Origin of the sequence: Enterobacter cloacae complex sp. P2B (assembly GCF_014895985.1) — a bacterium.
Classification (GTDB): domain Bacteria; phylum Pseudomonadota; class Gammaproteobacteria; order Enterobacterales; family Enterobacteriaceae; genus Enterobacter; species Enterobacter bugandensis.
In genome coordinates this window covers 307,702-325,809 of sequence record NZ_JADBQQ010000007.1, presented here as the reverse complement: position 1 = coordinate 325,809, position 18,108 = coordinate 307,702, and the positions used below count along the sequence as shown (strand labels likewise).

The window sequence follows — 18,108 nt, the reverse complement described above, 5'->3', positions numbered from 1 at the left end:
TTCCCAGCAAGAATAAAGTGAAGGCGTAAAATAATTAGTTGAGAATGAGAACATATAATAACATGATGGCAGTTTAATAGCATTAACGATATTCCATACGCAGGATGCGACTCATCATGTCTATCTATAAATACCCTCTTCAGGAAAACGTTCTGGAGGCTGCTTCAGAACGCATAAACTGGACGCTGCAAAATTTTACCCGCGTGTGCGTCTCTTTTTCTGGCGGAAAAGATTCAACGGTGATGCTTCATCTTGCTGCGCAGCGGGCGCGGCAGCTGAACAGAAAAATAGATGTCCTCTTTCTGGACTGGGAAGCACAGTTCTCCTGCACCATTGAGCATATTGAGAACATGAGGACCCAATATCGTGACGTCATCAATCAGTTCTGGTGGGTGGCGCTGCCGATCACCACGCAAAATGCCCTCTCTCAGTACCAGCCGGAATGGCAGTGCTGGGAACCCGGCATAAGTTGGGTCAGACAGCCTCCGCCTGATGCCATCACCAGTACGTGTTATTTTGATTTTTATCAGCAGGGGATGACCTTCGAGGCCTTCGTCAGGGACTTTGCCGAATGGTATGCGCGAAGGCGCCCCGCCGCAGTGATGGTGGGCATCCGCGCCGACGAATCCTATAACCGCTTCCTGGCAATCGCCTGCGCGCGCAAGCAGCGCTTTTCCGACGACAAACCCTGGACGACCGTCGCGCCCGGCGGTCATGCCTGGTATATCTATCCTCTCTACGACTGGAAAACCGCCGACATCTGGACCTGGTTTGCCAAAACGGGCTGCGCCTATAACCCCCTCTACAATCTGATGTACCAGGCCGGCGTGCCGCCGCGCTACATGCGCATCTGTGAACCCTTTGGCCCGGAGCAGCGACAGGGCTTATGGCTCTATCATGTCGTTGAACCTGAACGCTGGGCCGCCATGTGCGCACGCGTTAGCGGTGTGCGCAGCGGCGGAATTTACGCGGGGCACGACAACCACTTCTACGGTCACAGAAAGATCCTCAAGCCCGACCACCTCAGCTGGCAAGAGTACGCCATGCTGCTCCTCGACAGCATGCCGCAACAGACGGCTGAACATTATCGCAATAAAGTCGCGGTGTACCTGCACTGGTATCAGAAGCGCGGGATGTCCGATCTTCCCGATACGCAGGAGGGTGACATCGGCTCAAAGGATATCCCGTCCTGGCGGCGAATATGCAAGGTTCTGCTCAACAACGATTACTGGTGTCGGGCCCTCTCCTTTAGCCCGAACAAACCAAAGCACTATCAGCGCTATAGCGAACGGATGAAATCAAAACGCAATGAGTGGGGGATCTTATGCAGCAACGACTGATTACCGAACTGGAAACCTATTTGCAGACGCTCACCGACGAGCAACGTATAGATGCCATCAATGCTTTTCGCCAGGCCATGCATCATCTCAGCCCGTTCAGCGACCAGCCCGTCGACTGCGTGCTGTGGATAAAGCAGGACGCTATCGTTGCCAACGACTACAACCCGAATAACGTGGCGCCGCCGGAAAAGCGTCTGCTGAGTCAATCGCTCGAGCTCGACGGGTTTACGCAGCCCATCGTGGTGACGGAAAGCGAGCCAGCGCATTACGAAATTGTCGACGGCTTCCATCGTCACGAAATCGGTAAAAGCAGGGCCGCGCTGAAGCGCCAGCTTCGGGGCTATTTGCCCGTCACCTGCCTGCGCAAAGATCGCCAGCAAAAGCTTGACCGGATGGCCGCCACCATCCGCCACAACCGTGCGCGGGGACGCCACCAGATCAACGCCATGTCCGACATCGTCCGCGAGCTGGCCCAGCTTGGCTGGAACGATGAGAAAATTGGTAAGGAACTGGGGATGGACAGCGACGAGGTGCTGCGCCTGAAGCAGATCAACGGCCTGCTGGAACTGTTTGCAGACCGTCGCTATTCCGAAGCCTGGACGGTGAAATAGTCAGAGCGTCGCCAGACGCTCCGCCGCCGCCAGCAGCGTCGATTCCTGCTTCGCAAAGCACAGGCGAATCAGCTTATGCGGGAAGGGATCGGCGCAGAACACCGACAGCGGAATAGCCGCCACGCCCACCTCCGTCGTCAGCCATCGGCAAAAGCTGACGTCGTCCAGATCGGAAATCGCGCTGTAGTCCGCCAGCAGGAAGTAGGTCCCTTCACACGGCAGAATTTCCAGACGGCTTTTGCTCAGCGCATTTACAAACAGATCCCGACGCGCGCGGTAAAAATCCGGCAGCTCGCGATAGTGTTGCGGTTCGCTGCGCAGCATGTCCGCCAGCGCCAGCTGGGCAGGCGTGTTGACCGCAAAGGTCAGGTACTGGTGCACCTTGCGCAGCTCCGCGCTGATGGCCGCCGGGGCCACGCAGTACCCTACCTTCCAGCCGGTCATATGGTAGGTCTTGCCAAATGACGACACCGCTACCGCGCGCTCGCGAAGCTGCGGATGGGCCAGCACGCTGGCGTGCCCTTCCTCCGCAAAGCAGATGTGCTCGTAGACTTCATCGCTCAGGACGTAAATTTCCCGCTCGGCGATAGCCTGCCACAGCGCGGCAAAATCGGCCTTTTGCCACACCGTCGCCGACGGGTTGTGCGGGGTATTCAGGATCACCAGACGGGTTTTATCGCTCAGCAGCGCGGCGAACGCCTGCCAGTCCGGGCGGAAATGCGGCGGCTGGAGCGCCACGCGCTTCACCACGCCACCGGAGAGTTCAACCGCAGGCGCATAGCTGTCGTAGCTTGGGTCAAAGCAGATGACTTCATCCCCCGCGCGCACCAGCGCGGTGATGGCCGCATACAGCGCTTCGGTCGCCCCTGCCGTCACCGTGATATCGCTGTTCGCATCGGGGTGATAGCCATACAGCGCCGCCGTTTTGTCTGCAATGGCTTCCCGCAGCGCCTGCACGCCGGTCATCGGCGCATACTGATTCGCACCCTGCGCCACGTGGTGCGCCAGACGTTCCTGCAAATATTTCGGACCATCGAAATCGGGGAACCCCTGCGAGAGGTTAATGGCATTGTGCTGCTGCGCCAGGGCGCTCATCTGCGTAAAGATGGTGGTACCGAGATTAGGAAGTTTACTCTGCGGGATCAATACGTTATTGCTCATGTTGTCGTGCCTGCTTGTAATACTTATGTTGCTGCCACTATAACACGATGTTAGTCTTTGGCAATCAAGACGCTTAGACGTCTAAACCATATCAATATTCCTGGCCGAGGGGTAAAAGGAAATGACAGACAACCTGCTGCTCACACACCTGGTCGACGCCTGCCGCTGGATAGGCGCCAAAGGCTGGGCACCCGCCACCGGCGGTAATATGTCGGTGCGTCAGGACGAGCACCTCTGCTGGCTCAGCGAATCCGGCAAGGACAAAGGCAGCCTGACCACCGACGATTTTCTACAGGTTGAGATCGCCACCAACCGGGCGCCGTCCGGTCGAAAACCGTCGGCGGAGACCGGGCTACACACCCTTATCTATCGCCTGTTCCCGGAGGCTAACGCCGTCCTGCACGTTCATACCGTTAACGCCACGGTGCTGTCGCGTCTGGTCAAAGAAGCCGAACTGAATATCAGCGGTTTCGAGATGCAGAAATCGCTTACCGGGCAGACTACCCATCTGGATACCGTCGCCATCCCGGTGTTTGATAACGACCAGGACATCGACGCCCTCGCCTCGCGCATCGCCCATTACGCGCAGGAGCGTCCGCTTAATTATGGTTTTCTTCTGCGCGGCCATGGCTTAACCTGCTGGGGACGCGACGTGGCCGAAGCCCGCCGTCATCTGGAAGGTTTAGAATTCTTATTTGAATGCGAAATGCGTTTACGACAACTGGAGAGAGTATGATTCGCGCGATTGTGACGGATATTGAAGGAACCACCAGCGATATTCGTTTTGTCCATGACGTTTTGTTCCCCTACGCGCGTGAGCGGCTGGCGGCCTTCGTGACCGCCCAGCAGTACGCCGAGCCGGTCAAATCGATTCTGGACAACCTGCGCGATGAAATCAGCGATCCGCATGCCGGCGTCGGCGATCTCATCAACGTGCTGTTTAGCTTTATGGATGAAGACCGCAAATCGACGGCGCTCAAAGCCCTGCAAGGCATCATCTGGCAGGAGGGTTACATCAACGGTGACTTTACCGGCCATCTGTACCCTGACGTTCTGCCCGCGCTGGAAAAATGGAAGGCGCAAGGGATTGATCTCTATGTTTATTCCTCTGGCTCCGTTGCTGCGCAGAAACTGTTATTTGGCTACAGCGACGAAGGTGATATTACTCATCTGTTCAGCGGCTATTTTGACACCCACATCGGCGCCAAGCGCGAGGTGCAGTCTTACCAGAACATTGCGGCACACACGGGCATCGCCCCGTCGCAGATCCTGTTCCTGTCGGATATTCATCAGGAGCTGGACGCGGCTGAACAGGCGGGTTTTCGCACCCTGCAACTGATTCGCGGTGAAGATGACGGCGCGAGCCATCACCATCAAATCCACCAGTTTGACGAGATTAATCCGGAGCAGATCCCTTCATGAGCGCATTGACCATTTATTCCGATAAAGACGCCAGCCAGCACCAGTGGCACAGCACCGACGCCGCCGAGATCGCTCAACAGCTGAACGCTAAAGGCGTGCGCTTTGAGCGCTGGGCGGCAGACCGTGATTTAGGGCAGGATCCTGCGCCCGAAGCCGTGATCGAAGCGTATCAACACGCGATCGACAAGCTGGTGGCAGAGAAAGGCTATCAGAGCTGGGATGTCATCAGCCTGCGCGCCGACAATCCGCAGAAAGAGGCGCTGCGCGCGAAGTTCCTGAACGAACACACCCACGGCGAGGACGAAGTACGCTTTTTCGTGGAAGGTGCCGGGCTGTTCTGCCTGCACATTGGCGATGAGGTTTATCAGGTGCTATGCGAGAAAAACGACCTGATTTCCGTGCCGGCGGGCACGCCGCACTGGTTTGATATGGGTTCAGAGCCGAACTTTACGGCCATTCGTATTTTCGACAATCCGGAAGGCTGGGTGGCGCAGTTTACGGGCGATGCAATCGCGGATGCCTATCCACGCCTGGCCTGATCTTTTCTCCCTCTCCCTGTGGGAGAGGGTCGGGGTGAGGGCACCAGCGCGCACTAAGCGTTAAGCCCTTTCACATACTTCACCAGCTGATCCAGCACTATCCCCCACCCTTCGTGGAAGCCCATCTGTTCATGCTGCTCGCGGATTTCCTTCGTCGGATGGCGCGCAATCGCCGTATAGCGGGTTTTCCCCTCCCCGACGTCTTCCAGCAACAAAATTGCCGTCATAAACGGCTTCTCGGCCGGTTTCCAGCCTTCGGTATAGCCGTCGGTAAACACCAGCTTTTTCCCCGGGTCGATTTCCAGGAAGACACCCCGGTTATCCATCCGCTGCCCGTCCACCTCAAACACGGTGTTGAACCGCCCGCCCACGCGCAGGTCGAGGTCGCATTCGGTCACCTTGTGCGGAGCAGGAATGAAGAAGTTTTTGATGTGGTCCGGCGTGGTCCAGCAGAGCCAGAGCAGGTCGCGCGGTGCGTCCACCACGCGCTCCAGTTTTAAGTCTGTTTCAGGATCGAGCGTCACAATGTTGTCCTCTCAGGGACCCCCCTTAAAGGATAGCCGGACTCAGGCAAATTTCCCTTCCGCCACCTCATCCGGCGTGACCACACCCGTATCCAGCACCCAGCCGCTAATCAGCGAGGCAGGCGTGACGTCAAACGCCGGGTTATAGACCTGCGCGTCTTTCGGCGCCCACTGCACCGCGCCAAAGCTTCCGGCAACGCCCGTCACCTCTCTGGCGTCGCGCTGCTCGATGGGGATCGCATCCCCGTTCGGGCAGGCCGGGTCGAGCGTCGTTTGTGGGGCGGCGACGTAAAATGGAATACCGTGGAATTTCGCCAGCACCGCCAGCGAATAAGTGCCGATCTTGTTCGCCACATCACCGTTAGCGGCGATGCGATCGGCCCCCACCCACACGGCGTCCACCTGCCCTTTCGCCATCAGGCTGGCGGCCATGGAGTCGGTAATCAGCTGATACGGCACCCCCAGCTCGCCCAGCTCCCATGCGGTCAGCCTGCCGCCCTGCAACAGCGGACGGGTTTCATCCACCCAGACGCTGCTGACGTTACCCTCCTGATGCGCGCGGGCAATCACGCCCAGCGCCGTACCGACGCCCGCGGTTGCCAGCCCGCCGGTGTTGCAGTGGGTCAGCAGACGGCTGCCGGGCTTCACCAGCGCGCTGCCCGCTTTTGCAATCGCGTCGCAAAGCCGTTTGTCTTCGTCAATCAGGCGCAGCGCCTCCGCCACCAGCGCCGGAACGAAATCCTCTTCCCCCAGCGCAAGCTTCATGCGGTCGAGGTTGTTCATCAGGTTTACCGCCGTCGGGCGGGATGCGCGAAGCGTTTCCAGCGCCACCGCCAGCTCATCGCGGCTTTTGCCGTTTTCCGCCAGCAGCGCCAGCAGCAGGCTTGCAGAGAGACCAATCAACGGCGCGCCACGCACGCGCAGAGCGTGGATATGCCCCACCAGCGCCTCCACCGTTGAGGCATCCAGCCAGCGTTTCTCCTGCGGAAGCGCCTGCTGGTCGAGAATAAAGAGCTGATTATCCGCCACCCGCAGGCTGGTCGTCTGTAATGTCTGCATGTCGTTAATTCCCTGTTGCGTTGTTGTAGCACATTGTGTCAGGATGAAATCCAGATGTATAGACGTCTACATGTCTTAATTAGTTAACTCATGAGGAACAGGCCATGTCGCAATACCGTACCTTTACCGCTCAGGACGCCGTGGAGTATGCCAGGCAGTTTGGTGGGCTTGACGATCCGTCATCGCTGGTAGAGGCGCAGGAAGTGGGCGACGGCAACCTCAATCTGGTTTTTAAAATTTACGACAGCGCGGGCGTCAGCCGCATTATCGTCAAACAGGCACTGCCCTACGTGCGCTGCGTCGGCGAGTCATGGCCGCTGACGCTGGATCGCGCTCGCCTCGAGGCGCAAACCCTGGTCGAGCATTACCAGCACAGCCCGCAGCACACCGTGAAAATCCACCACTTTGACCCGGAACTGGCGGTGATGGTGATGGAAGATCTCTCCAGCCATCGCATCTGGCGCGGCGAGCTGATCAACAACATTTACTACCCGCAGGCGGCGCTCCAGCTGGGCGAATATCTCGCGCACGCGCTGTTTCACACCAGCGATTTCTACCTGCACCCGCACGAGAAAAAAGCGCAGGTGGCGAAATTCATCAACCCGGAGATGTGTGAGATCACCGAAGATCTGTTCTTCAACGATCCGTACCAGGTTCATGAGCGCAATAACTACCCTGCCGAGCTGGAAAATGTCGTCGCCGCCCTGCGTGACGACGCCCCGCTAAAAATTGCCGTGGCCTCCCTGAAGCACCGCTTCTTCTCGCATGCCGAAGCGCTGCTGCACGGGGATATTCACAGCGGCTCGATTTTTGTGGCCGACGGCAGCCTGAAGGCCATCGACGCCGAGTTCGGCTATTTCGGGCCGATTGGCTTTGACGTCGGCACCGCCATCGGCAACCTGCTGCTCAACTTCTGCGGCCTACCGGGCCATCTGGGCATTCGCGATGCCGCCGCCGCGCGCGAGCAGCGCCTGACCGATATTCATGAGCTGTGGAACACCTTCGCGGAACGCTTCCAGGCGCTGGCACACGAGAAAACGCGCGACACCGCGCTCAGCGCACCGGGCTATGCCTCCGCGTTCCTGAAAAAAGTCTGGCATGATGCCATCGGGTTCTGCGGCACCGAACTCATTCGCCGCAGCGTCGGGCTTTCCCACGTCGCGGATATCGACACCATTCAGGACGAGGCCATGCGCCACGAGTGCCTGCGCCACGCGATAACGCTCGGCAAGGCGCTCATTGTGATTGCCGACCGTATCGACAGCGCGGAAGATCTGGTGGCGCGGGTGCGGCAGTACAGTTGATTTTCTCCCTCTCCCTGTGGGAGAGGGCATCAAACCGCACTTACCCCAGATACTCAATCACCGACAGCCCGCCGTTATAGTCCGTGCTGTAAATAATCCCCTGCGCGTCCACAAATACGTCACAAGACTGGATCACCTGCGGGCGATTCGGCCGCGTGTCCATCATCCTCTCCGGTGCCGCGGGCACCAGCGCGCCCGTCTCCACCGGGCGATACGGATTAGAAATGTCATACGCGCGCACGCCCGCATTCTGATAGGTAGCAAAAATCAGCGTTGAGCTGACAAAGCTTCCGGGCCGGTTCTCGTGCAGGTTGTGCGGGCCGAAATGCGCCCCTTTTGCCACGTAGTCGGTTTCATTCGGCTGCGGGAAGGTCGAGATGCTCACCGGGTTCGACGGCTCGCGAATATCAAACAGCCAGATCAGCTTCTCGCCGTCCTGCTGGTTATCCAGCACCGCTTCGTCCAGCACCACCAGCAGATCCCGGTCCGGCAGCGGCAGCGCGGTGTGCGTCCCGCCGCCAAACGGCGGGCTCCAGTTACGGTGGCTAATAAGCTTAGGCTGGGTACGATCCTTCACGTCCAGCAGCGTTAAGCCGCCGTCGCGCCAGCTGCCGTACGCCGTATCGCCGGCAATAATCGCGTGGTGGAGCGCGTAGCGTTTCCCTTCCGGCCAGTTCGGCTGTTCGCCTTCGGCCTGGTTCATGCCCGGCAGCCACCAGCGCCCTGCCACCTCAGGCTTACGCGGGTCGGCCAGGTCGATCGTCAGAAAGATGTAGTCGGTAAAACCGTCGATCAGCGCCGACACGTACGCCCAGCGGCCACCGACGTACCAGATGCGGTGAATGCCGATGCCGCTCAGCGAGAGAAAGCCAATTTCGCGCGGCGCGTCCGGCGTGGAGATATCAAAAACGCGAAGCCCGGCGCTCCAGCCCCTGTCCTGAACGTCGCTGACGGTCTCTCCTACCTGACGGGTGTAGTAGACCTTCTCGTCGGCGAAGCGGGCATCGGCAAACAGATCCCGGGCGTTGATCACCAGCAGCAGGTCGTCATGCGCCTGGAGGTGCACGTTCCAGGTGCCCGGCGGCGCAGGCACATAGCCCGCGGGTTTCGGGTTTTTCGGGTCGCGCACGTCTACTATCGAAAAGCCCTGCGACACCATATGGCCGATATAGGCAAAACCGCGGTGCACCATCAGCTGCACGCCGTCCGGGCGACCGCCCTGATCGCTATGGCCGATCAGCCGCATATTGCGGCTGTATTCTGGCGTGGGGAGGATGCTCATTTATTTTTCGCTTCCAGCGTCGCAAACCACGGCGCAATAAAATCTTCCGTCTGGCCCCAGCCCGGAATGATTTTGCCCAGCGACGCTACGTTCACCGCCCCCGGCTGCGCGGTCAGCAGCGCCTGCGGGATCGCAGCGGCTTTGAAGTCGTAAGTGGCAGGCGTGGCTTCCCCGGCAATCTTGTTGGCGATCAGGCGCACGTTAGTCGCACCAATCAGCTTCGGATCCACCGCCACGCTCACCTTCCACGGGCTGCCCGGCTCGCGCATCAGCTGCAGATCCTGGTTGGAGATGTCGATGCTGTAGAGTTTAATCTCGGTGCGTCCATTCTCCTTCAGCGCTTTATACGCCCCCTGGCTGAAGGCGTCCCAGGTCCCCCAGATGGCGTCGATTTTGCCTTTCGGGTATTTCGCCAGGATCGCGCCCACCTTGTTGGCGGTGTCGCCCTGCACGTCAGAAGAGACCGCGCCGATGGACTCCAGCTCTTTAATCTCCGGGTACTGCTTTTGCAATTCTTTATAGGCTGCCTGACGGCGCTCCATCGGCGGGAAGCCCGCCACCCACAGCTTGACGATGTTGGCCTTGCCGTTGAAATCTTTCGCCAGTTGGCCGAAGGAGAGATTCGTCAGGGAGGCGTCGTCCTGCTGGGTGACGGTCACGCCCGGGATCTCGCCGTTTACGGCGGTATCAAATACGGCGACCTTGATCCCGGCATCCACCGCCTTCTTCACCAGCGCGGTGGAGTACGGATCGCGGCCCTGCGACAGGATGATCCCGTCATATTTCTGGCTGATGGCCTGGTTAACGAAGTCCTGGAATTTAGCGTCATCCCCGTTGCTCAAAAAGGTGCTGACCTTAAAGCCGAGCTTTTTCCCTTCCTGAATGGCCCCGGCAACAAACTGCGTGGTGTTGTCGTCCGAGCCGAGGTTACGGATCACCGCGATGCGGATCGGTCCGTCGTGGTTCGCAATGGCGGCCGGAACCGGCGCGGGCGTGGCCGCGAATCCAGGCAGAGAAGTGAGTAACCCCAGTGCCACCAAAGAGAGCGCAATCTTTTTCATTTTTTATCCCGTTGTGTTGTCAGCGTTTTTGTATGTAGGTAATCGCCAGTGCCACCGCGAGCACCAGCCCTTTTATTATGTCCATGGCGTAATACGGCACGGAGAGCATGACCAGCCCGTTCGACAGCACGCCGAGGATCACCGCCCCCACCAGCGTGCCCAGCGCGTTCGGCTTGCCAGACCCGGCCAGCGAGAAGCCAATCCACGCCGCTGCCACCGCATCCATCAGATAGCCGCCGCCCGCATTGACCTGCGACGACCCGATGCGGGAGGCCAGCAGAATGCCGCCCAGCCCCGCCAGCAGCGAGGCAATCACATAGGCCGCCACCTTGTAGCGCGTGGTGCGAATGCCCGAGAGGCGCGCCGCTTCAGGGTTGCCGCCAATGGCATACATCCGGCGTCCGTGAGTGGTCAGCGACAGCCCCAGCTGCGCCAGAAGGGTCACCGCCAGCATGATGATGACGATGGTCGGCACCTGCCCCAGCAGGCTGAACGCCGCCGGAATGGTCCCTTCCGCCATGTCGCCGCTCGGCAGCACCATGTTCTCGGTAATCGACCCGCCGTAGCTGTAGGTCATCGCCACGCCCTGAATGACAAACAGGCTGGCGAGCGTCGCGAGCATGTCCGGAATACGCAGGATGACGATCAGGAAAGCGTTAAACAGGCCGACCAGCGTACAGAGCGCGAGAGTGATTACAATCGACTCGGTGGTGCCGAAGCCGTGCCAGACAAAAAGCGAAATGACCAGCGCGTTCGCCAGCGACGCCGTGGAGCCCACGGAGAGATCGAACCCGCCGACGGTCAGCGAAATCGACACGCCAACGGCAATCACCGTCACGATGGCAATCGAGCGCAGAATATTGATGATGTTGTTCGGGTCGAGGAAGCTGTCCGACGCCAGGCCAAAGACGGCCACCAGCGCGACGACGGTGAGCAGCATGCCCCATTTATAGAGAAAATCAAAAAGTTGCTGACGGCCAGACGCCGCCGCGGTCACTGAAAGGGCCTTGCTCACGACGCCGTTCCTCCGGTTGAATAATAAAGTAGTGTCTCTTCACGGGCCTCGGCCCCGGCGATTTCTGCCACGATGCGCCCGTCCCACAGGACGCAGATGCGGTCGCACAGTCCCACCAGCTCGGCGAACTCGCCGGAGGCGTAAATCACCCCTTTGCCCTCGCGCGCCAGGCCGTCAATCAGATGGAACAGATCGGTTTTGGCCTTCACGTCCACGCCTTTGGTCGGCTCGTCGAAAATCAGCACGCTCGCATCGTTACGCAGCCACTTGCCGATGGCCACCTTCTGCTGGTTGCCGCCGGAGAGACGTCGCAAAACCTGCCCGGGACCGCGGGCGCGAACGCCAACGCGGGCGATCACCTCCTCCGCCCAGCGCCACGCCTGGCGATGGCCGAACAGGCTCCAGCGCGAGAAGCTGTTATCGGCGCACACGGCAAGGTTCATGCTCACCGGCTCGTCGATAAAAATGCCCTCCTTGCGCCGCTCCTCCGGCACCAGCGCCAGGCCGCGCAGCACCGAGTCTGCCGGATCGCGCGGCTGCCAGGGCTGTTGATTCAGCTCACCGCGCGCCACGCGGCTTTTGGTGGCGCCAAACAGCGCCTTACAGAGTTCGGTTTTCCCCGCCCCCGCCAGCCCGGCAATGCCGAGAATTTCGCCTTTGCGCAGGTGCAGGGAGATATCCTTCAGCAGCGCGTCGTCGTGCAGGCCTTCCACTCGCAGCAGCGTTTCGTCGCCGTGCGGCGGTCGCGCGGGCGGGTAGATATCGCTCAGCACGTGGCCGAGCATCTTCTCAACAATCTCTTCACCGCTGAGATCGGCCATCGGGCCGGACTCAATCAGCTTGCCGTCGCGCAGCACCGTCAGGGTGTCGCAGATAGCTTTTAGCTCGTGAATGCGGTGGGAGATAAACACCACGCCGATGCCCTGCTGTTGCAGACGTCTTACCACCGCAAACAGACGCTCGCTCTCGTGCGCGTCCAGCGGCGCGGTGGGCTCGTCAAGAATCAAAAAACGGCAGTGGTGGGACAAAGCGCGTGCCAGCAAAATCTGCTGCTTTTCGGCCAGCGAACAGCCGTCGATGGAGCGGCGAACGTCCAGCGTAACGTCGAGCTGCGCCAGCGCCTGCCGCGCCTGCTGACGAACGGTGCGCCAGCGGTAGCGGTGCCCCGGCTGCGCCAGCTGGTCGAGCATGATGTTCTCCGCAATGCTCAGCCCGGGGATCAGCGCCACGTCCACCTCCTGCTGCACGAGGTGGATGCCCAGCCGTTTGGCGTCCAGCGGCTCGCGGATGCTTACCGGCTGGTTGTTAATGCTGATTTCGCCTTCATAGTGGTCGTGCGTCCCGCACAGCACCGCCATCAGCGTTGATTTCCCCGCACCGTTGGCACCCGTCAGCGCATGCACCGACCCGCCGTTCAGCGTGAAGTCCACGCGCGTCAGTGCCTGAAAGCCGGAAAAGGCCAGGCTGATACCGCGCATTTCAAGACGACTGGAAACCATCCGCGTAAATCCTTCATAACTCTTCTGATTTATCGAATTTTTCACAGCTCCGGTTGACTGACAACGACGGAAAAGGCATAAGATAAAGCGAAATATTATTAGCCATCCGGATGTCCAGACATAACATCGGGTTAGCGCTTGCGAAAAAAGGACAACACCATGAGCAACACCGACATCCGCGTCGTGCCCGGGCCGGCGAACTACTTCTCCCATTCCGGAAGCCTTACGCATCTGAATGACTTCTTTACCCCGGAACAGCTTTCCCGCGCGGTGTGGATTTACGGCGAGCGCGCAATAGAGGGCGCGCGCCCGTTCCTGCCGGAGAGTTTTAACGCGCCGGGGGCGAAGCACCTGCTGTTTAAAGGCCACTGCAGCGAGCGCGACGTCACCCATCTGGTGAACGAATCCGGCAGCGACGCCAGCGTGGTGATTGGCGTTGGCGGCGGCGCGGTGATGGACACCGTCAAGGCCGTGGCGCGCCGCTTAGGCGTTCCGTTCGTGGGCATTCCCACCATCGCCGCCACCTGCGCAGCGTGGACGCCGCTCTCCGTCTGGTACAACGATGCCGGTCAGGCGCTGCAGTTTGAGATTTTTAACGACGCTAACTTTCTGGTGCTGGTGGAGCCGCGGATCGTTCTGAACGCCCCGGCGGAATATTTGCTGGCGGGCATCGGCGATACGCTGGCGAAGTGGTACGAAGCGGCGGTTCTCGCCCCACAGCCGGAAATCCTGCCGCTGACCGTGCGCCTTGGCCTTAACGGCGCGCTGGCGATCCGCGACGTGCTGCTGGAGCGCAGCGAAGAGGCGCTAGAAGACCAGCAGCGCGGCGAGCTAACGCAGGCGTTTCGGGACGTGGTGGACGCCATTATTGCCGGCGGCGGGATGGTGGGCGGTCTGGGGGAGCGCTACACCCGCGTGGCGGCGGCGCACGCGGTGCACAACGGCTTAACCGTGCTGCCGCAGACGGAAAAATACCTGCACGGCACCAAGGTGGCCTACGGCATTCTGGTGCAGAGCGCCCTGCTCGGCCAGGACGACGTGCTGGCGCAGCTGGTGGCGGCATACCGGCGCTTTAACCTGCCGACCACGCTTCGCGAGCTGGACGTCGACATCAATAACCGCGACGATCTCGACAAGGTCATCGCCCACACGCTGCGCCCGGTGGAGTCGATTCACTATCTGCCGGTGACGTTAACGTCTGAGGTTCTGCGCGCCGCGTTTGAGAAAGTGGAATCCTTCCGCCGTTAATTGCGCCGACGGGCTATACCTAATGATGGTTCTCACCACTCTCGTAACGAGGTCATCATGCAGATCGATTTAACAGGTAAAAAGGCGCTGGTTACCGGCGCCAGCCGCGGGCTGGGTCGTGCGATTGCCCTGTCGCTGGCGCGCGCCGGTGCCGATGTGGTCATCACCTATGAAAAATCCGCCGATAAAGCCCAGGCGGTCGCCGATGAAATTAAGGCGCTGGGACGGCACGGCGAGGCCATTCAGGCCGACAGTGCCAGCGCGCAGGCGATTCAGGATGCCGTCACCCATGCGGCACGCTCTCTCGGCGGACTGGACATCCTGGTCAATAACGCCGGTATCGCGCGCGGCGGCCCGCTGGAGTCCATGACGCTGGCGGACATCGACGCCCTCATCAACGTCAACATCCGCGGCGTGGTGATCGCTATTCAGGAAGCGCTGGTGCATATGTCTGACGGCGGGCGCATTATCAACATCGGCAGTTGTCTGGCGAACCGCGTGGCACAACCGGGGATTGCCGTCTACTCAATGACCAAATCTGCACTGAACTCCCTCACCCGCGGTCTGGCCCGCGATCTTGGCCCGCGCGGCATTACCGTTAACCTGGTGCACCCCGGCCCGACCAACAGCGATATGAACCCGGAGGACGGTGAACAGGCTGACTCACAGCGTCAGCTTATTGCCCTGGGCCATTACGGCCAGCCGGAAGACGTCGCGGCGGCGGTCACCTTCCTTGCCAGCCCGGCAGCCGGGCAGATCTCAGGCACCGGTCTGGACGTGGACGGCGGTTTGAACGCCTGATCGCAATATTCCTGCAAGCCTCTGTCGCCCGGCAGAGGCCTTGTCGAGCCGCCTCGACGGTTTGCGTTTTGCCTCTTACCTGCGCTTTTTTTCCGCTCTACAGTACCCCATAAGAAATTCGGAATTTATCTAATAGTCTTATTATTTCCTTATAATTTGTGTGGGCGTACAGTGGAGGTACGGATGAAGATCGTGTGGTCAAAAACAGCAGAGAAGCAATTTTCTAAAATCGATACGCGATATCAGAACCGCATTAAATTCAGGCTGGAGAAGATGGATGATAAAACATCACCTGTCGCGGATATCAAGAAATTATCTTCTCCCGAAAACCACTACAGGTTGCGATTAGGTGATTACAGGGTCATTTACACCTTCGGAGACCCGCCGGGTGATACCTGTTACGTAGTGGCGGTAAAACGCCGGACAACCACCACCTACCTTCATGAGGAGCATACGGAATATGACTATTCAGTTCATCAAGGATGAAGAAGGAAAAAAACAGTATGTTGTCATTCCCTACGATGAATATTTTCGCATGCGTTTAGCCATACTTGAGTATGATGACGATGATGAAAACGACTGGGAAGACATCCCTTACGAATCAGATATCTACGATAACGTAGGTTTACCGGGTGAAGTGTGCGACATCATGCATAGCGAGAACGTCAGCCTGCAGGCCGCGTGGCGTATCCTGCGCGGGCTATCCCAGCAGGAGGTGGCGGAAAAACTCGGCATCAGCCAGTCCGCCGTATCACAGCTGGAAGCGCTGGACTCCCGTCCGCAAAAGCGCACCCGCGAAAAGCTGGCGGCAATTTATGGCTGCAAGCAGGAGCAAATCAGCCTCTATTTACCGAAAGAGGGTTAACAGCACTTCGCCCCGCCCTTTCCGCCGTAGCGGGCGTCCTGGCGGTCGCGGAAAAACTCTTCGTAGGTCATCGGCGTCTGGTCCGGGTGGTTGACGCGCATATGCTCGACGTAGTTATCGTAATCCGGCACGCCAATCATCATTTTGGCGGCCTGGCCCAGGTACTTACCTGCTTTAGAGAGGGTGTCGAACATCATTCTGGTCTCACTGGAAATGTAGGCCGGGTAAGCGCTAGCGCCACCCGGCACACAGGTTAATGCGCCCCTTTCGCCTGGGTCACAATCTCGTCCAGGTTTTCAGGCATCGGCTCGTACGGCGTCTCTTTCGCCGTCGGCGTGTCGACCTTCAGCGCCGCCAGCGCGGTTTTCAGAGAATACAACGCCAGCACCACAACTACCACCATAAAGAAGATGGTCAGCCCGGCATCCAGACGGTTGTTGAACACCAGCTGCGACAGCTGTGACTCGGTGTACTGCGCCGGGATCTTGCCGCTGTCGATCATCGCCTGGAACTTGTTGGCGATCGCCAGGAAGCCCACCTTATTGTCCGGGCTGAAGGCTTTTTGCCAGCCCGCCGTCAGGGTACAGATTAGCAGCCAGGCGGTTGGCACCAGCGCCACCCACGCGTAACGCTGGCGCTTCATCTTGAACAGCACCACCGCGCAGAGCATCAGCGCCATGCCCGCCAGCATCTGGTTGGCGATACCGAACAGCGGCCACAGGGTGTTGATCCCACCCAGCGGATCGACCACGCCCTGATGCAGGAAGTAGCCCCACGCCAGCACGCACAGCGCCGTCGCCAGCAGGTTAGCCGGGAGCGAATCGGTCCGCTTCAGGTTCGGGGAGATCACCCCCAGCAGATCCTGGAGCATAAAGCGCGCCGCACGGGTTCCCGCATCCACCGCCGTCAAAATAAACAGCGCCTCGAACAGAATGGCGAAGTGATACCAGAACGAGACGTCCATCAGCCCGCCCAGCGCGCCGTGCAGGATGTAGGCCATGCCCACCGCCAGCGTCGGTGCCCCGCCCGCGCGGGAGATAATTGACTGCTCGCCCACCTCATTAGCGATATGCGTCAGCGTTTCCGGGGTAATGGCAAAGCCCCAGCCGCTCACCACCTGCGCGGCGGACGCTACCACGTCAACGGTGCCGGCCGGGGCCAGTACCGCCATCGGGCTGTTCATCGCAAAGTAAACGCCCGGATCGATAATGCAGGCGGAGACCAGCGCCATAATCGCCACGAAGGACTCCATCAGCATGCCGCCGTAGCCAATCAGGCAGGCCTGATTCTCGTTGGCCAGCATCTTCGGCGTGGTCCCGGAGGCAATCAGCGCGTGGAAGCCCGACACCGCACCGCAGGCGATGGTAATAAACAGGAACGGGAACAGGTTACCAGTCCAGACCGGGCCGGTACCGTCGATGAATTTGGTCAGCGCAGGCATGGTCAGGGTCGGGCGCATAATCAGAATGCCGATGGCCAGCCCGACGATGGTGCCGATTTTCAGGAAGGTTGAGAGATAATCGCGCGGGGCCAGCAGCAGCCACACCGGCAGCACCGCCGCCACAAAGCCGTAGCCCACCAGCATCCAGGTCAGCTGCACGCCGGTAAAGTAGAAGAATGGTGCCCAGGTCGGGCTTTCCGCCACCCAGCCGCCGGAGATAATCGCAAATACCAGGAACACCAGGCCAATGACAGAGACTTCACCAATGCGCCCGGGGCGCAGGTAGCGAATGTAAATCCCCATAAACAGCGCCAGCGGAATGGTAAAGGCGACCGTGTAGGTTCCCCACGGGCTGTGGGTCAGCGCTTTCACCACGATCATCGCCAGCACCGCGAGGATGATCACCATGATCATAAAGGTCGCCACCAGCGCAATCACCCCGGCGGTTGCCCCCATCTCCTCTTTCACCAGCTCACCCAGAGAACGGCCGTCGCGACGGGTGGAGACGAACAGCACCATAAAGTCCTGCACCGCGCCTGCCAGCACCACCCCCGCGAGGATCCAGATCATCCCCGGCAGGTAGCCCATCTGCGCCGCCAGCACCGGCCCCACCAGCGGGCCTGCACCGGCAATCGCCGCGAAATGGTGACCGAACAGCACTTTTTTATCAGTCGGCACGTAGTCCAGCCCGTCGTTGTGGCGCACGGCAGGCGTCATGCGCGTGCCGTCTACGCCCAGTACCGTCTTTGCGATATAGCGGCCATAAAAACGGTACGCAATGAGATAAATGCAGACGGAGGCGACGACGATCCAGAGCGCATTGATCTGCTCCCCCCGGTTGAGGGCGATATAGCCCAGGGCAAAGGCTCCCACAACGGAGAGCACCGCCCACGTAAGGTATTTCCCTGAGTTGTTCATAGCTGTTATCCGTTGTTG

At 59.7% G+C, this 18,108-nt stretch carries 19 protein-coding genes; 10 read left to right on the top strand and 9 right to left on the bottom strand.

Annotated elements, in window-relative coordinates:
* The first annotated feature begins 116 nt into the window (after window positions 1–116).
* Together IM313_RS07875 and IM313_RS07870 are read left to right on the top strand one after the other, a co-directional pair.
* Window positions 117–1,340 (top strand): phosphoadenosine phosphosulfate reductase, encoded by a 1,224-nt coding sequence (locus IM313_RS07875; protein ID WP_047367717.1) that lies wholly within the window; start codon window positions 117–119, stop codon window positions 1,338–1,340.
* Window positions 1,325–1,951 (top strand): ParB/RepB/Spo0J family partition protein, encoded by a 627-nt coding sequence (locus IM313_RS07870; RefSeq protein ID WP_028012316.1) that lies wholly within the window; start codon window positions 1,325–1,327, stop codon window positions 1,949–1,951. The genes IM313_RS07875 and IM313_RS07870 overlap by 16 nt, the downstream gene beginning before the upstream one ends.
* Here IM313_RS07870 and IM313_RS07865 read toward each other — a convergent pair whose 3' ends face one another.
* Window positions 1,952–3,112 carry a pyridoxal phosphate-dependent aminotransferase gene (locus tag IM313_RS07865; protein ID WP_126300360.1) on the bottom strand — a complete coding sequence of 387 codons (1,161 nt, stop codon included), beginning with the start codon at window positions 3,110–3,112 and terminating at the stop codon, window positions 1,952–1,954.
* A gap of 121 nt (window positions 3,113–3,233) precedes the next feature.
* On the opposite strand from IM313_RS07865, the gene IM313_RS07860 reads away from it, so the two are divergent.
* The 3 genes from IM313_RS07860 to IM313_RS07850 are packed head-to-tail and all read left to right on the top strand — an operon-like array spanning window position 3,234 to window position 5,073.
* Entirely contained in the window at window positions 3,234–3,848 is a 615-nt protein-coding gene (locus IM313_RS07860) for a methylthioribulose 1-phosphate dehydratase (RefSeq protein WP_048961266.1), read from the top strand.
* Window positions 3,845–4,534 carry an acireductone synthase gene (gene mtnC / locus IM313_RS07855; protein ID WP_126345046.1) on the top strand — a complete coding sequence of 230 codons (690 nt, stop codon included), beginning with the start codon at window positions 3,845–3,847 and terminating at the stop codon, window positions 4,532–4,534. The genes IM313_RS07860 and mtnC overlap by 4 nt, the downstream gene beginning before the upstream one ends.
* Entirely contained in the window at window positions 4,531–5,073 is a 543-nt protein-coding gene (locus IM313_RS07850; protein ID WP_010428475.1) for an acireductone dioxygenase, read from the top strand. The genes mtnC and IM313_RS07850 overlap by 4 nt, the downstream gene beginning before the upstream one ends.
* 53 nt (window positions 5,074–5,126) lie before the next feature.
* Here IM313_RS07850 and IM313_RS07845 read toward each other — a convergent pair whose 3' ends face one another.
* Both IM313_RS07845 and mtnA read right to left on the bottom strand, forming a co-directional pair.
* Complete coding sequence (locus IM313_RS07845) at window positions 5,127–5,597, bottom strand: SRPBCC family protein (protein WP_059357933.1); 471 nt, start codon at window positions 5,595–5,597, stop codon at window positions 5,127–5,129.
* Window positions 5,598–5,639: 42 nt separating this feature from the next.
* Window positions 5,640–6,656 (bottom strand): S-methyl-5-thioribose-1-phosphate isomerase, encoded by a 1,017-nt coding sequence (mtnA, locus tag IM313_RS07840; RefSeq protein WP_192971418.1) that lies wholly within the window; start codon window positions 6,654–6,656, stop codon window positions 5,640–5,642.
* A gap of 104 nt (window positions 6,657–6,760) precedes the next feature.
* Here mtnA and mtnK point away from each other — a divergent pair, with 104 nt between their 5' ends.
* Complete coding sequence (gene mtnK / locus IM313_RS07835) at window positions 6,761–7,960, top strand: S-methyl-5-thioribose kinase (protein ID WP_192971419.1); 1,200 nt, start codon at window positions 6,761–6,763, stop codon at window positions 7,958–7,960.
* Between the two features lie 40 nt (window positions 7,961–8,000).
* Here mtnK and IM313_RS07830 read toward each other — a convergent pair whose 3' ends face one another.
* From IM313_RS07830 to IM313_RS07815, 4 genes are read right to left on the bottom strand one after another with little or no spacing between them, the layout of a single operon-like run.
* Complete coding sequence (locus IM313_RS07830) at window positions 8,001–9,242, bottom strand: LVIVD repeat-containing protein (RefSeq protein WP_192971420.1); 1,242 nt, start codon at window positions 9,240–9,242, stop codon at window positions 8,001–8,003.
* Window positions 9,239–10,303 carry a sugar ABC transporter substrate-binding protein gene (locus IM313_RS07825; protein WP_045261033.1) on the bottom strand — a complete coding sequence of 355 codons (1,065 nt, stop codon included), beginning with the start codon at window positions 10,301–10,303 and terminating at the stop codon, window positions 9,239–9,241. The genes IM313_RS07830 and IM313_RS07825 overlap by 4 nt, the downstream gene beginning before the upstream one ends.
* A gap of 19 nt (window positions 10,304–10,322) precedes the next feature.
* Window positions 10,323–11,318 carry an ABC transporter permease gene (locus tag IM313_RS07820; protein WP_045261034.1) on the bottom strand — a complete coding sequence of 332 codons (996 nt, stop codon included), beginning with the start codon at window positions 11,316–11,318 and terminating at the stop codon, window positions 10,323–10,325.
* Window positions 11,315–12,817, bottom strand: coding sequence for a sugar ABC transporter ATP-binding protein (locus IM313_RS07815; protein WP_192971421.1), 1,503 nt, complete (start codon window positions 12,815–12,817; stop codon window positions 11,315–11,317). Before IM313_RS07815 ends, IM313_RS07820 begins: the two co-directional genes overlap by 4 nt.
* Window positions 12,818–12,976: 159 nt before the next feature.
* On the opposite strand from IM313_RS07815, the gene IM313_RS07810 reads away from it, so the two are divergent.
* From IM313_RS07810 to IM313_RS07795, 4 genes are all read left to right on the top strand, one after another.
* A complete protein-coding gene (locus IM313_RS07810; RefSeq protein WP_192971422.1) occupies window positions 12,977–14,065 on the top strand; it encodes an oxidoreductase in 1,089 nt (362 codons plus the stop codon).
* A gap of 57 nt (window positions 14,066–14,122) precedes the next feature.
* Complete coding sequence (locus IM313_RS07805; RefSeq protein WP_028012303.1) at window positions 14,123–14,866, top strand: SDR family NAD(P)-dependent oxidoreductase; 744 nt, start codon at window positions 14,123–14,125, stop codon at window positions 14,864–14,866.
* A 183-nt stretch (window positions 14,867–15,049) separates the two neighbouring features.
* Window positions 15,050–15,352 (top strand): type II toxin-antitoxin system RelE/ParE family toxin, encoded by a 303-nt coding sequence (locus IM313_RS07800; protein ID WP_017899060.1) that lies wholly within the window; start codon window positions 15,050–15,052, stop codon window positions 15,350–15,352.
* Window positions 15,327–15,731, top strand: a complete 405-nt coding sequence (locus IM313_RS07795; protein WP_048999879.1) for a helix-turn-helix transcriptional regulator — start codon at window positions 15,327–15,329, stop codon at window positions 15,729–15,731. The genes IM313_RS07800 and IM313_RS07795 overlap by 26 nt, the downstream gene beginning before the upstream one ends.
* Here the strand turns inward: IM313_RS07795 and IM313_RS07790 are convergent.
* Both IM313_RS07790 and cstA read right to left on the bottom strand, forming a co-directional pair.
* Window positions 15,728–15,925, bottom strand: coding sequence for a YbdD/YjiX family protein (locus IM313_RS07790; RefSeq protein ID WP_006809671.1), 198 nt, complete (start codon window positions 15,923–15,925; stop codon window positions 15,728–15,730). The genes IM313_RS07795 and IM313_RS07790 overlap by 4 nt on opposite strands.
* Window positions 15,926–15,984: 59 nt before the next feature.
* Complete coding sequence (gene cstA, locus IM313_RS07785; protein ID WP_192971423.1) at window positions 15,985–18,090, bottom strand: pyruvate/proton symporter CstA; 2,106 nt, start codon at window positions 18,088–18,090, stop codon at window positions 15,985–15,987.
* Between the last annotated feature and the right edge of the window lie 18 nt (window positions 18,091–18,108).

Excerpts from the sequence above, each read along its gene's own strand:
- IM313_RS07875 (WP_047367717.1), top strand. The coding sequence starts at position 117 with ATGTCTATCTATAAATACCCTCTTCAGGAAAACGTTCTGGAGGCTGCT.
- IM313_RS07870 (WP_028012316.1), top strand. The coding sequence starts at position 1,325 with ATGCAGCAACGACTGATTACCGAACTGGAAACCTATTTGCAGACGCTC.
- IM313_RS07865 (WP_126300360.1), bottom strand. The coding sequence starts at position 3,112 with ATGAGCAATAACGTATTGATCCCGCAGAGTAAACTTCCTAATCTCGGT.
- IM313_RS07860 (WP_048961266.1), top strand. The coding sequence starts at position 3,234 with ATGACAGACAACCTGCTGCTCACACACCTGGTCGACGCCTGCCGCTGG.
- mtnC (WP_126345046.1), top strand. The coding sequence starts at position 3,845 with ATGATTCGCGCGATTGTGACGGATATTGAAGGAACCACCAGCGATATT.
- IM313_RS07850 (WP_010428475.1), top strand. The coding sequence starts at position 4,531 with ATGAGCGCATTGACCATTTATTCCGATAAAGACGCCAGCCAGCACCAG.
- mtnA (WP_192971418.1), bottom strand. The coding sequence starts at position 6,656 with ATGCAGACATTACAGACGACCAGCCTGCGGGTGGCGGATAATCAGCTC.
- mtnK (WP_192971419.1), top strand. The coding sequence starts at position 6,761 with ATGTCGCAATACCGTACCTTTACCGCTCAGGACGCCGTGGAGTATGCC.
- IM313_RS07830 (WP_192971420.1), bottom strand. The coding sequence starts at position 9,242 with ATGAGCATCCTCCCCACGCCAGAATACAGCCGCAATATGCGGCTGATC.
- IM313_RS07825 (WP_045261033.1), bottom strand. The coding sequence starts at position 10,303 with ATGAAAAAGATTGCGCTCTCTTTGGTGGCACTGGGGTTACTCACTTCT.
- IM313_RS07815 (WP_192971421.1), bottom strand. The coding sequence starts at position 12,817 with ATGGTTTCCAGTCGTCTTGAAATGCGCGGTATCAGCCTGGCCTTTTCC.
- IM313_RS07810 (WP_192971422.1), top strand. The coding sequence starts at position 12,977 with ATGAGCAACACCGACATCCGCGTCGTGCCCGGGCCGGCGAACTACTTC.
- IM313_RS07805 (WP_028012303.1), top strand. The coding sequence starts at position 14,123 with ATGCAGATCGATTTAACAGGTAAAAAGGCGCTGGTTACCGGCGCCAGC.
- IM313_RS07800 (WP_017899060.1), top strand. The coding sequence starts at position 15,050 with ATGAAGATCGTGTGGTCAAAAACAGCAGAGAAGCAATTTTCTAAAATC.
- IM313_RS07795 (WP_048999879.1), top strand. The coding sequence starts at position 15,327 with ATGACTATTCAGTTCATCAAGGATGAAGAAGGAAAAAAACAGTATGTT.
- IM313_RS07790 (WP_006809671.1), bottom strand. The coding sequence starts at position 15,925 with ATGTTCGACACCCTCTCTAAAGCAGGTAAGTACCTGGGCCAGGCCGCC.
- cstA (WP_192971423.1), bottom strand. The coding sequence starts at position 18,090 with ATGAACAACTCAGGGAAATACCTTACGTGGGCGGTGCTCTCCGTTGTG.